Source organism: Acinetobacter sp. YH12069, from assembly GCF_013419675.1.
In the GTDB taxonomy this organism is placed as follows: domain Bacteria; phylum Pseudomonadota; class Gammaproteobacteria; order Pseudomonadales; family Moraxellaceae; genus Acinetobacter; species Acinetobacter amyesii.
This window is the reverse complement of the sequence record NZ_VOZS01000006.1, coordinates 133,717-146,861: the sequence shown is the minus strand read 5'-3', so window position 1 is coordinate 146,861 and position 13,145 is coordinate 133,717. Positions and strand designations below refer to the sequence as shown.

The window sequence follows — 13,145 nt, the reverse complement described above, 5'->3', positions numbered from 1 at the left end:
CCTGCATTCCATCAGGTAAATTGTTTTTTATTATTAATGCGATTTTATAGAGGGTGTTTTCAACCCAAAAGAAGAATTTAGTTAAAATAATTGTATATATAGTAAACGATATTACACAATAAGAGTGTCAAACCGATATAAGGCATAAGTACCTCGATCATCACTGTACGCATATTTGCCAACGCGTTTCCGTTCATATTAATTATCATTAAACACATAAAGTTTGATCAAGTATACATTTTTCTGATTAAAAAGCTAATTTAAATCCATAAAAAAACCGGTGTTTCCACCGGTTTTTTCGATATTTCTTTCGAAATTCAATTAGTCATTGAATTTACGACGTGGACGATCTTCACCGAAAGTGCGTTCGCCACGTGGTTTATCATCACCGAAACGTTTTGGACGGTCATCGCCGAAACGTTTTGGACGATCTTCACCAAATGAACGTTGAGGACGGTCACCGTTGAATTCACGACGTGGACGATCTTCACCAAATGAACGTTTTGGACGATCGCCATAACCTTCACGAGCTGGTTTGTAATCTACACGGTTACCACGGTTGTCATCGTTAGAACGACGGTCAAAACCACCTTCACGACGTGGACGATCGCTGTTAAATTCGCGACGTGGACGATCTTCAAAACCGCCTTCACGACGTGGACGATCGTTGTTAAATTCGCGACGTGGACGATCTTCGAAACCGCCTTCACGACGTGGACGATCGTTGTTAAATTCGCGACGTGGACGATCTTCGAAACCGCCTTCACGACGTGGACGATCGTTGTTGTATTCGCGACGTGGACGATCTTCGCCACCGAATGAACGACGTTCGCCATCACGGTTGCCTTCACGACGTTTGAAGTTTGATTCACCTTCAAAACGACGACCGCCACCGAAACCACCACGACCACCGCGACCGCCATCACGACGACCACGACCGCCATCACGGCTACCACGTGCAGGAGGTGGAGATGGCTCAAGACCTTCAATTTCAGATACATTTAAACGTGCATCTAAGAAGTCTTCTAAAGCACGGATTTTACCGCGTTCACGGTAAGTCGCTAAAGTAATCGCGTTACCAGTACGGCCCGCACGACCTGTACGACCGATACGGTGTACATAGTCTTCGTTCTTCATTGGAAGACCGAAGTTAATTACGTGAGAAATAGTTGGTACGTCTAGACCACGTGCAGCAACGTCAGTCGCAACTAAGATTTTTGCACGACCTTCACGAATGCTACGTAAACGACGGTTACGTACAGTTTGTGGCATTGCACCGTGAAGAGCAACAACTGAGTGACCTGCTTCTGCAAGTTCTTCAGCCAACATATCTGTATCTTCTTGAGTAGATGCGAATACAACTGCTTGATCTACAGACTCATCAGATAACCAGTGAGTCAAAAGTTTTTTCTTATGTTCGAAACCGTCAGTCCAGTGAAGAGTCTGAGCAATGTCAGTATTTGTAGAATGACCAGTTTCAATCGCAATACGCTGTGGATCATTCATCATGCGTTCTGCAAGTGTAATGATACGCGGCGCAAATGTTGCAGAGAACATTAATGTTTGTTTACGGTTAGCAGCCAAGTCGCTGATCGCTTCTAGGTCTTCAGAGAAACCTAAGTCAAGCATACGGTCAGCTTCGTCAACGATTAACGCATCAACGTTGTCTAGTTTAATTTGACGACGGTTAACCAAGTCAAGTAAACGACCTGGAGTCGCTACGACAACTTGTGCACCTTTAAGCTGTTGGATTTGTTTACCGAAAGGCATACCACCCATAATTGCAGCAATACGAACACCTTTCATGTGACGTACTAAAGCAATTGCGTCTTGGCTAACCTGTTGAGCCAATTCACGTGTAGGGCAAAGTACAAGAATAGACGGTGCAGTTACCGCTTTCATGCGCTCTTTGAAAGACATCAATGTGTCTTGACCAGCCAAAGCATTCACAGTTGGGAGTAAGAATGCAGCAGTTTTACCAGAACCAGTTTGGCTTGATACAAGAAGGTCTTTACCTTCTAATGCAGCTGGAATTGATTGTTCTTGCACTGGAGTCGGTGTAGTAAAACCTAGACCTTGTAATGCTAGTTGTAACGACTCATGTAAAGGAAAATCAGCAAAAGTTTTGCTCATAGAGTATTTCACCCCAAAAATGGGTGCTCCATTAAAAATATAAATTCAGATGGACATCGGCAAAAAGCGGCACAGCAAAAGACGCTGAAAATATAGAATCAGCGGCGATCCGAGAACGACGATGCGTATAACGCACACATGATTACAGCCGCAACCTGAAGGAATCGCTTAGCGATTGGGTGGGGCGCGAAATATCGTCCTCTCTTTGGACCGGAACGCGCATACACAATGATAGAAGAGAATGTTCAGGTAATGAACGAAATTTAGTGCGTGCGGGGATTATAGCAGAAAGTTTTTAAATGTCACCTGTTTTAGTCAACTTCAGAATATTTTTTGTAAGAAGCTTTAAATTATAGGTGTTTAAGCCATTATTTTTGACCGATTAGACAAAAATAAAGCCCTCATAAAGAGGGCTTTATTTCATTATTCTGTCAATAAACTCGAACTAAGCGTTCTATTATTTAGCAGCTTCACCCCAAGCTGGAACAACAGCTTGCATAAGTGGTTTAAGCATTTTCATAGAACATGCAAGTACTTGACCATTGTCCATTGAGTCGTTACCACCACGAGCATCAACCACAGTACCACCCGCTTCTTTCACAATAAGTTCACCCGCAGCGATGTCCCAAGGTTTCAAACCAAGTTCGAAATAACCATCGAAACGACCGGCAGCAACATATGCTAGATCAAGAGCAGCAGAACCTGAACGACGGTATTGAGCACCGGCTTCAGTCACATTTAACAATGAGTTGAAATGGTTTTTCGCATAAGAAACCACTTCGCCATTACGAATTTTACGATACGCATGACCCACTGAAAGGAAAGTGTTTTCTAAGCTATCTTTTACATTTACACGAATACGGCGTTGATTCATCATCGCACCGCGACCACGGCTTGCAGAGAACAACTCATCTTTCACAGGGTCATAAATAACACCGTGTTGAGTTACACCTTTATGTTGAACTGCAATAGAGATACAGAAATGTGGAACACCATTAACGAAGTTTAATGTGCCATCAAGTGGGTCGATGATCCAACACCAATCAGCGTCGTGACCTTTGCCTTCTTGAAGACCAAACTCTTCGCCTAGGAAACTGTGATTTTTATAGCTTTTACGTAGGGTATCGATAGTCAATTGTTCCAAATAACGGTCTACACGCGTTACTGGACCATCAATTCCTTTTTCTTCGACTTGTAGATCGAGTTTATGACGATTTTGATGCGCTTTTAAAAGCTCTTGACCAACTAATTGAGCCGCACGCGCAGCCATAACCACCATAGGTTCCATTGAACACCCACTACAAATTTGAAGATACTGATAAAGAATAATGCATAAAAGCCCTTATATCTTATCAAATATAAGGGCTTTTAGGGAAAAAATGTTTCTAAAAATTAGAAATTCAACAAACCACTGTTTGCTTATGTTTTAGCCAGCTCTGTGTCACTGAAGCGCCAATGCCTTCAGCATCCAGTCCAGCCTGATGCAACATTTGAGCATGTGTTGCTTGATGCATGAACTCGTCAGCCAAACCTAAATTCAGCACAGGCTTAACCACGCCTGCTTGGGCTAAATATTCATTTACTGCACTGCCCGCACCCGCCATGACTGCATGCTCTTCAACTGTCACAAACAGTTGCGTACTTGCTGCGATTTGATCGATCAACTGTGTATCTAATGGCTTCACGAAGCGCATATTAATCACACGTACAGCCACATCTAGCTTTGTCGCTAAAGCCTGTCCTGCCTCTAGTGCCGCTTGAACACGACTACCGAAAGCCAGAATAGAAATGGTGTCATCTTGCTGATCATTGAAGTTTGCAAGAATTTCACCACGGCCAATTTCAAGCTCTGTCATCTCTTGCTGAATCTCAACACCCAGTCCATTACCACGTGGGTAACGTACCGCCGCTGGGCCTTTATACAAATAAGCCGTATGCAACATTTGACGACATTCATTTTCGTCTTTCGGCGCCATGATCACCATGTTTGGCACGGTACGCATAAAGGCATAATCATATGCACCGGCATGCGTTGGGCCATCTTCACCAACCAAACCTGCACGGTCGATACCAAATGTCACATCAAGATTTTGCAAAGCGACGTCATGAATCAGTTGATCATAACCACGTTGTAAGAAGGTTGAATAGATTGCAACAACCGGTTTTACTCCTTCACAGGCCATCCCCGCAGCCAAAGTCACCGCATGTTGTTCTGCAATGGCAACATCAAAGAAACGCTCAGGAAACTGCTTGGCAAATTGCACCATGCCTGAACCTTCACACATCGCTGGGGTAATCGCCAATAAACGATCATCCTGTGCAGCTTCATCACATAACCACTGACCAAAAACATCTGAATATTTCGGTGCAGTTGCCACTGCAGCAGGTGCATTCACTTTACTGATGGCATGGTATTTGATTTGATCTGCTTCGGCAGGTGCAAAGCCTTTACCTTTTTTGGTATAGACATGCACTAAACGTGGGCCTGTGCGTTTTTTTAAGGCTTCAAACACATGTGTTAATTGTTCAACATCGTGCCCATCAAAAGGACCAAAGTAGTCAAAGCCAATGGCTTTAAATAGGTTGTCTGCAGCATCGGTCGCAGCACAATGTAGGCGTGAGTTATACGCCCATTCAGGATGAGGTTGAATATAGGCTTCGCCATTTTCAGAAATATTCACCGATTGACCACTTTCCCAAATCGCAGCCAAATGCTTAGCAAAACCACCAGTACTGCATGAGATCGACATATCGTTGTCGTTCAATACCACCATGAGGTCAGCATTGTGTGCCACCGCATCGTTCATGGCTTCAAAAGCCATGCCCGCTGTCATCGCGCCATCACCCACGATTGCAACCACATGACAGGGATCTTGCTTGAAGCGACGTGCCAATGACATCCCAAGACCAGCAGAAATCGCTGTTGATGAATGGCCTACACCAAAGGTGTCAAATTCAGATTCTTCACGGGCAGGAAACGCAGCCAAACCATCTTTGGCACGAATCGTCACTAATTGTTCACGACGACCAGTTAAGGCTTTATGCGGATAGGCTTGATGACCCACATCCCAAATCAGACGATCACGTGGCGTTTCAAAACAATAATGTAATGCCACGGTTAATTCGATCACCCCAAGATTGGCACCAAAATGCCCACCACTTTGTCCGGCCGCATACAAAATAAATTGACGTAACTCATCCGCCACTTGCTCTAATTGGCTGCGCTCGAGTAAACGAAGTTGTTGAGGATGGTTAATCGTATCCAGCAACGGTGTTACAGGGCGTTGAAATGGTATTTCTTTATACAGCATAATGTGGCAAAGCCTTCTAAAGCCTGGCAAATTCCTAAGCTCGGTCTAAATGGGTAACTCGATCATATCGTCGAATTGTATCACCTTACAATCAGCCAAACTTGTAGCGATGTAATTTTTAGCAATGATCTCGTTGGGGAGATTTTGAATGAGTCAGATTATCCTGAATAATCTTCCTATTTATCAACTATTATCGTTCGCTTTATACAAAAAAGAAAATGTTCTGCATAAATTCGTCGTTGCAATTCTACCAATGTCCAAGCATTACGCTATACTTTAGCCAATTTATAATCGAATAAACGGGTTAAGCAGTGCCTATAGAATTTGTCGCAACGTCAAGATTACCGACCGCTTTTGGTGAATTCAATATTACGGTTTTTCAGGATCCTGAAACCGGTGAAGAACATGTCGCACTCTCTAAAGGACTAGAACAAGCTCCTACTGAACCTGTTTTAGTACGTATCCACTCCGAATGCCTGACCGGTGATGCCTTTGCTTCACTCAAATGTGACTGCGGCCCACAACTTCAAGCCACCCAAAAATTAATTAATGAAGCGGGTCAAGGGGTGATTTTATATTTACGCCAAGAAGGTCGCGGTATTGGTTTAACCAATAAAATCCGTGCCTATGCCCTACAAGACCAAGGTCATGACACCGTGGATGCCAATTTATTATTGGATCTTCCTGCCGATGCACGTCGTTATGATATGTGTCCTATCATGTTGAATCATCTCAACATTACTGCGGTGCGTCTCATTACCAATAACCCGTTAAAAATTGAAGCGCTACAAGAGCAAGGCGTGAATGTCGTTGATCGCGTTCCGCTGACTGTGGGTTTAAATCCCTTTAACGAACAATATTTAAAAACCAAACATGATCGTATGTCGCATATGTATCAAAAGGACGATTTTTAAAAATCCTTTAAATTCTCCATAAATTAATCCCTCCAAACCTCCCTTTACAAAAGGGAGGCTTCCCCCTCTTTATTAAAGAGGGGTTAGGGAAAATTCAAATCGTCATCGAAAAAATACGATTTTCAGGGACACGTCGTTTTAATCGTAAATCAAAAGCCATACAGATATTACGGACAAACGGCTTGCCTGCATCACTCACCTGAATGTGCTGATCAAAAATCTCGAGCAAGCCATCTTCTTGCATTTCAGCCAATTGCGCTAGTACTTCATCAAGCTCAGGAAATTGCATTTCTGGACCTGCCCAAGAAGTTTGGAAGGTACACATCAAATTGAGAATATGTTTACGGATGATTAAGTCTTCATCTGTCAGCACATGCCCCCGATAGACTGGAATTTCATTCGCTTCTAAACGTGCATAATAGTCTTCAATTTTCTTTTCATTTTGCGCAAAGCTGTACCAACTGTCACTGATCGAGGATAAGCCGAGTCCAATCATTACTTGGGTTTTCGATGCGGTATAGCCCATAAAATTACGGTGCAAACTTCCCTGCTGAAAAGCTTGATACATTGGATCTTGAGTTAATGCAAAATGATCCATCCCTATTTCATGATAGCCCTGCGCTAGTAGCTGTTTTTTACCTTCTTCATAGCATTGACGCTTTAAATCATCTTTCGGGACATCAGCATCTTTAAAACCACGCTGACCATTGCCCTTAATCCACGGCACATGTGCATAGCTATAAAAGGCTAGACGATCTGGCATCAAACGATTGGTCTGTTCAATGGTATGCAACACATCGTTTAAATCCTGAAATGGCAGACCAAAAACCAAATCATGTGAAATAGAGGTATAGCCAATATCACGTGCCCACTGTGTTACTTGTTCAACATGTGCAAAGGGCTGAATACGGTGGATGGCTTTTTGCACTTTTTCATTATAATCCTGCACCCCATAGCTCACGCGTCGAAACCCAACTTCGTACAAGGCTTGTAAATGCTCACGTGTGGTATTGTTCGGATGCCCTTCAAAGCTAAATTCATGTGCATCGGCAATATCAGCATGCACTAGAATGCCTTGAATCAACTGGGTGAGATGCTCAGGAGAAAAGAAAGTAGGCGTCCCCCCGCCCAAATGAATTTCTTTAATCATCGGTCGATCGACCAAGAGCTGACAATATAAGTCCCATTCTTTCAGCACCGCCTGAATATAAGGCAGCTCCATCTCATGTTTTTTCGTGACTTTTTTATGGCAACCACAAAACGTACATAAGCTTTCACAAAATGGTAGATGGATGTACAGACTGATGCCTTCGAGGTGATTGCTCTCATCAAAAGATCGCTTCAAGCCCTGTGTCCACTGTTGCAATGAAAACTCAGCTTCCTCCCAATACGGCACGGTTGGATAACTGGTATAGCGTGGACCTGGTACATTATATTTTTGAATTAAAGAACTCGCCTGCTGAGACATCGATGCACCATTTCAATCAATGAGATTCAATTTAAATCTACTTAATGATTATTGTGCTGGGCTTCAGAAGTGAATTCAACCTAGCAAATTTGTCGGAATAGTCCCAATTTCAGTCTGAGCAATTGCTGCTAACTTTGCATGATCTTTTGGTTTAATCACTAGATTTCCAGATTTAAAGCATAGATCCGATGCTGAGTATCGGGAAAAATGCCTTAAGTTTTCACCTAATTTATGCTTTGATGACACTTATCTTTAAATTATTTTAATAAAGGTCACCATGCAGAATCCAACTTCAGCCGATATTCAACGTGTAGATGAATTCCTTCGCGATTTACAGGCACGGATTTGTGCCGCATTGGAACAGCAAGAACGTGCTGGTGGCGGAAGTGCCGAATTTGCTATCGATGACTGGGAGCGCCCTGAAGGTGGTGGTGGTCGCTCACGTGTTCTTCAAAATGGAACTGTGATTGAAAAAGGCGGCGTGATGTTCTCGCACATCAACATTTCAAAATTACCGGCCTCTGCGACTGAACGCCATCCCGCTATTGCAGGTGCAAAAGCGCAAGCCATGGGCGTGTCATTGGTAATTCACCCGAAAAACCCCAACGTCCCAACCTCACATGCCAATGTGCGTTTATTTGTCGCGGAAAAAGAAGGACAAGATCCGATTTGGTGGTTTGGCGGTGGTTTTGACCTCACTCCATTTTATCCAAATGATGAAGATGTCTTGTCTTGGCATCAAACTGCCCATGATCTTTGTGCCCCATTTAGCGATACACTCTATGATGAACATAAGAAATGGTGTGATGACTATTTCTATCTCAAACACCGTGATGAACAACGTGGTGTGGGTGGTTTATTCTTTGATGATCTCAACCAATGGGACTTTGAAACCTGTTTCAAATATATGCAGGCCGTGGGTAATGGTTATTTAGAGGCGATTTTACCGATCTTCCAAAGAAACCAAGACAAAGCCTATACCGAAGCACAACGAGACTTCCAACTATACCGTCGTGGTCGTTACGTTGAATATAACCTGGTCTATGACCGTGGTACCTTATTTGGCTTACAAACTGGCGGGCGTATTGAGTCGATTTTAGTGAGTATGCCACCCTTGGCAGGCTGGTCGTATCGTCCTGAATGGGAAGAACATTCTGCTGAAAAAAGACTGACTGACTTTTATTTAAAACCGCAAGATTGGCTGAATACGCTGAAATAAAACCGATAAACATGTATTTGCCCCTGTCCGTCAGGGGCTTTTTATTGCCTGATGATTAGAGTATTCATTTGTATGTAATATCTTGATGCATAAATAAATTTTTTAAGCATTTACTTTGTAATCAGATTGCTCAACAATGACACATCTTTTAAACAGCTTTAAGCTATGTCATTGCACAATGTGTCAATAAACTCATGGCTGTAATTTTCTTGTACGGAGTACAACGCACATGACACATCAAACACTCAATAAAAAAGCAGTCAGTCTTACTGCATTGGTGTTTTGGAGCTTTGCTGTTGTGCTGATTAGCGCCATCAGTACCAATATTTTTTCCGAAACGTCTTTGAATGATAATTTGGCTATTGGCTTCATGGTGGTTGCCTTGATTGGTTTAGTCATCAGTGCTGCCAGCATCTTGATTCAAAGCGTCCTAGATATTTGTAATCCTTAATTTTCCGCCTTTATTTCACGATTTTAAGACTGCCCGAACTTTAGCCATCCTCGGTTTTGGCGTATATTGTCTGCTCTTTCACATCTACATGGACGCTGTGCAATGAGCAAACAATTTGCCGTGATTGGCAACCCGATTGAACAATCACGCTCACCTGAACTTCATCATGCCTTCGCTGAAAAAACAGGCCTCGACATTCAGTACAGCAAACGACTTGCGCCACTCGATGGTTTTCAGCACAGTGTCGAATCCTTCTTTGCCGAAGGTGGCATCGGTATGAATGTCACTGTTCCGTTTAAAGAACAAGCCTATGCACAATGTGCCGTCCTTACTGAACGTGCCAAAATTGCAGGTGCGGTCAATACACTTTGGATGCAAGATGGTCAATTACACGGTGATAATACTGATGGTCAAGGCTTGGTGAATGCCATTCATGCCTTAGATTGGAATTTAGAACAGAGCGATATATTGATCATTGGTGCAGGTGGTGCAACACGTGGCGTGATTTATCCGCTGGTACAAGCTGGGGCCAAAAAAATCGTCATTGCCAACCGTACTTTAGCGCGTGCTGAACAATTGGTCGCTGACTTAAAAACTGCTGTCCCCAATGCCGAACTTGTAGCCATTGCCCTCACTGACTTAGCAGGTCAATTTGATCTGGTGATTAATGCCACATCGGCAAGCTTAACGGGTGATCCGCTAATTTTGCCTGAAGCATTACAATTCACGCACGCCTATGAAATGGCCTATGGCAAGCCGTCGACATTTTTGGATCAAGCCAAAGCACGCCATGTTCCAACCTCAGAAGGTTTTGGCATGTTGGTTGGTCAAGCGATCGAATCTTTTTCCATTTGGAATGGCGTCAAACCTGATCTAAAAGACTTTCTATAATTCAAAATGATTTGCTCAATTTACTTTCAGAGCAGTCGAAACACCTAAAAAAAGAACCTCGATTGAGGTTCTTTTTTTATCCAACTTAGTTCTTGTGTTTTTGAATGGCCTTATAGGTTTCATAATAAGCCGATTGGCTGAACAACTCTTTGTGTTCTGCTGCTAGGCCTTGCAATGACGCTTCTGATAATTTTCCTTTGATATCATCAGCAAAGGCTTGCGCGTAGATTTTTGATGCTTTCACCAAATGCGCTTTTTCAGTTCCTTCCAGTTCATAGCTAGCTAAAAAGTTTTGTTGATATAAATGTGCAAAAATCGCCTGATCAGTTTTATAGGTTTTTTGCAACTGCTTCCATTCAACCTGAGCTTTGTACTCGCCAATTCCTGACTGTACATAATGGTTGACCGAAGAACCTAAGTCATCAAAGTCTTGATAGCGATGCAAAGCATGCTTATCACGTAATTGATTTAAACGTTTCAGCGCATTGCCTGTTGGCTCTTTTAAGCCATCAACAAATCGATATGCATAAACTTCTGCAATTTCATTCAAATCATTGGCTGAGTAATAACGCACATACTGAGCGCGATAGTTAGCAAATGCCACGACAAATGCCGCTTGATAGGCTTTCACTTCAGATTGATGACGTTTATAACTTTGCAATGCCACAGTACTGAGATATTCAGGAAGTTCGATTTCTTCATTTGCAGCACGGACATCATCAACCGATGCAGTTTCTGCTTCAGCAAGCAGAGGATCATTTCCTGTGATCGGCGCAAGCAGGCCTTTCAACATATTTTCAAAGAGTGAATCTTTACTGACTTCCTCAATGGATTTTGCCTGTTTCATGGCTTGACGATCAATTTTAGTCGCATTGCCATAATTCAAAATTTGGTTGCTACTTTTCAGCTTTAATTGACCTAAATGTGGCTCATTAAAGGCCAATTGATAGTCCATTACTTGGACGCGGCCTTTGTGATCTAAGCCTACATCCATCACCACATTCGAAGATGATTTATCCTGTGCATTCAGCACCTGCGCAATTTCAGTTTGATGCTTTTGCCATAATTGCTGGAATTGTTTTACATCGACAAGTTGTTCACTTTGATATTGCTGGAATACTGGCTTTAACTGCTCAACAGCATCCGAAATCTCAGAATCTGTGTTGGATGCGTCCGCATCAGAGGCCGATGGTACAGAATCTGTTTGCAGCGGTATCACCCGAACATCTTGATAATCCTGACACAGCGTGACTTTACCAATCGGCACCTGTTTGGTGTTCATCAAGGCCTGACAGACTTCCTCAGATAAGTTCGCTGTTTCATCATCTTCTTCGGAAGCCGCATAAACTTCGGTTACTTCAGTATCCGAACTATAGGCTTCTTCGTCATCACCCGCGGTTGCCTCCGCATATGCACTTGCAGTATCAATCGCCTCTTCAGCAGATTCAGCGGCAGAAGACGTTTGTTCGTCTTCCGTTTCGTGTTGGTGATACATCAGGCCATGCATTTTCGCATTGAGCAGCTCATTCACACGTTCTACAGATGCATAAGCCGCATCATAGTCTTCATCCTCAGCTGCTGCCGCTACTGCAGTCCCTCCCGCCGCTTCAGCCGCAGCCATCGCCTCTTCGGAAGCACTGAGATGCGCAGCAGCGTCCACAGATTCATCTTGCTCAGCGTCACTATTGCGCTGACCTTTGATTTGCGTGGTGTAATAGTTGGCGTTCACAAAATCAAAAAGTTCAAGCTGGGTGTAAAGCGCATCGAGATCACCCACATAGCGGATTTTTTTAGTCAGCCCTGCATTTTTTTCATCACGTGTTAAAGCAATATTTTGCACTTGATTCGGCTCTGCCAAGACATAGGGCAAAGCATTCATCTGTTTTAAATAGTCAGCAAATTTTTTCAAATCGTACTGAGCAATCGTCTCTTTATGTTTTGAAAAATCCACATAAGCCAAGCTGCTTTGGCTTTCGCGATTCACCATAAACGGCATGAACGCAAAGTAGTTGGTATAAAATTTATGTTGATTAAAATCAATGATCATCGGCAACTGTGCATTCACCTGCAAGGTCGGTTTTTGATAACTCAATTGCAAGGTTAAGGCAGCAAGTTTTTCTCTAAAATGTACTGAACCGCTATAGCTAAACTGTAAATCATTCAATACATTCAGCAGTGATTGAGCAATTTTAGATTGCGGAGAAACGCCATCCTCTTCATCGCTATAGCGCGCTGATGGTGGGATCGATTCATTGGCAATGGCTTGATAGAGCTGTTTCTTTTCTTTTTGGCTAAACGGAATATTTTGGGTTTTAATCAACTGATCCAGTTGTTTTTTAAGTTTAGGATCCAGCTCTGGCTGTGTGCTTATCGCAGGCTTTGACTTGGTTTCAGGCTTTTTTTCATCGAACTGAAGATCTGTCTGAATTGAAAATTGCCCTTTCATGTCATAACTGGCATTTTCAAACATTGCGTTTAAGCCTTGAGTGGCTTGTTGCCCGAGAGACTGATCCGTTGAATTGGTTTTTATGACATGTTGAGCACACCCAGTAATACTCAAACCCAGTAAACAAAGTGTTATATATTTTAATCGCATAATTGTACGAAAGACCTAAGTTCTTTATGATTTATTAAAAGAAAAAAATGATCAAAAGATCAACATCAAGTCTATCAGAAGTTTATTTTTCACATGTTGGTTAAATATTACAATTCGCCTTTCTGACATTTTTTAAGGGCGTATTCATCAATGTTTTTTAGA

Annotated in this window: 9 protein-coding genes; 4 read left to right on the top strand and 5 right to left on the bottom strand. The window is 42.7% G+C overall.

What is annotated here, in order from left to right:
- Window positions 1-321: 321 nt before the first annotated feature.
- From FTU16_RS05705 to dxs, 3 genes are all read right to left on the bottom strand, one after another.
- Complete coding sequence (locus FTU16_RS05705) at window positions 322-2,133, bottom strand: DEAD/DEAH box helicase (protein ID WP_180003429.1); 1,812 nt, start codon at window positions 2,131-2,133, stop codon at window positions 322-324.
- A 457-nt stretch (window positions 2,134-2,590) separates the two neighbouring features.
- On the bottom strand, window positions 2,591-3,421 hold the full coding sequence (locus FTU16_RS05700) for an inositol monophosphatase family protein (RefSeq protein ID WP_078189303.1): 831 nt from the start codon (window positions 3,419-3,421) through the stop codon (window positions 2,591-2,593).
- 112 nt (window positions 3,422-3,533) lie between these two features.
- Window positions 3,534-5,444: a 1-deoxy-D-xylulose-5-phosphate synthase gene (gene dxs, locus FTU16_RS05695; protein ID WP_180162885.1), complete on the bottom strand. Its 1,911-nt coding sequence runs from the start codon at window positions 5,442-5,444 to the stop codon at window positions 3,534-3,536.
- 311 nt (window positions 5,445-5,755) lie between these two features.
- Here dxs and ribA point away from each other — a divergent pair, with 311 nt between their 5' ends.
- A complete protein-coding gene (gene ribA, locus FTU16_RS05690) occupies window positions 5,756-6,358 on the top strand; it encodes a GTP cyclohydrolase II (RefSeq protein ID WP_168379100.1) in 603 nt (200 codons plus the stop codon).
- Between the two features lie 94 nt (window positions 6,359-6,452).
- Here the strand turns inward: ribA and hemN are convergent, their stop codons facing one another.
- Window positions 6,453-7,826, bottom strand: coding sequence for an oxygen-independent coproporphyrinogen III oxidase (gene hemN, locus FTU16_RS05685; protein ID WP_180162884.1), 1,374 nt, complete (start codon window positions 7,824-7,826; stop codon window positions 6,453-6,455).
- A gap of 277 nt (window positions 7,827-8,103) precedes the next feature.
- On the opposite strand from hemN, the gene hemF reads away from it, so the two are divergent.
- The 3 genes from hemF (at window position 8,104) to aroE (ending at window position 10,387) form a co-directional block, all read left to right on the top strand.
- Window positions 8,104-9,045: an oxygen-dependent coproporphyrinogen oxidase gene (hemF, locus tag FTU16_RS05680; RefSeq protein WP_078189307.1), complete on the top strand. Its 942-nt coding sequence runs from the start codon at window positions 8,104-8,106 to the stop codon at window positions 9,043-9,045.
- 229 nt (window positions 9,046-9,274) lie between these two features.
- Window positions 9,275-9,496 (top strand): hypothetical protein, encoded by a 222-nt coding sequence (locus tag FTU16_RS05675; RefSeq protein WP_078189308.1) that lies wholly within the window; start codon window positions 9,275-9,277, stop codon window positions 9,494-9,496.
- 102 nt (window positions 9,497-9,598) lie between these two features.
- The gene (gene aroE / locus FTU16_RS05670; RefSeq protein ID WP_180021578.1) at window positions 9,599-10,387 is read left to right on the top strand and encodes a shikimate dehydrogenase; all 789 of its coding nucleotides are present in this window, start codon (window positions 9,599-9,601) and stop codon (window positions 10,385-10,387) included.
- Between the two features lie 85 nt (window positions 10,388-10,472).
- Here the strand turns inward: aroE and FTU16_RS05665 are convergent, their stop codons facing one another.
- Window positions 10,473-12,983, bottom strand: coding sequence for a hypothetical protein (locus tag FTU16_RS05665; RefSeq protein ID WP_180162883.1), 2,511 nt, complete (start codon window positions 12,981-12,983; stop codon window positions 10,473-10,475).
- Between the last annotated feature and the right edge of the window lie 162 nt (window positions 12,984-13,145).

Excerpts from the sequence above, each read along its gene's own strand:
- FTU16_RS05705 (WP_180003429.1), bottom strand. The coding sequence starts at position 2,133 with ATGAGCAAAACTTTTGCTGATTTTCCTTTACATGAGTCGTTACAACTA.
- FTU16_RS05700 (WP_078189303.1), bottom strand. The coding sequence starts at position 3,421 with ATGGAACCTATGGTGGTTATGGCTGCGCGTGCGGCTCAATTAGTTGGT.
- dxs (WP_180162885.1), bottom strand. The coding sequence starts at position 5,444 with ATGCTGTATAAAGAAATACCATTTCAACGCCCTGTAACACCGTTGCTG.
- hemN (WP_180162884.1), bottom strand. The coding sequence starts at position 7,826 with ATGTCTCAGCAGGCGAGTTCTTTAATTCAAAAATATAATGTACCAGGT.
- hemF (WP_078189307.1), top strand. The coding sequence starts at position 8,104 with ATGCAGAATCCAACTTCAGCCGATATTCAACGTGTAGATGAATTCCTT.
- FTU16_RS05675 (WP_078189308.1), top strand. The coding sequence starts at position 9,275 with ATGACACATCAAACACTCAATAAAAAAGCAGTCAGTCTTACTGCATTG.
- aroE (WP_180021578.1), top strand. The coding sequence starts at position 9,599 with ATGAGCAAACAATTTGCCGTGATTGGCAACCCGATTGAACAATCACGC.
- FTU16_RS05665 (WP_180162883.1), bottom strand. The coding sequence starts at position 12,983 with ATGCGATTAAAATATATAACACTTTGTTTACTGGGTTTGAGTATTACT.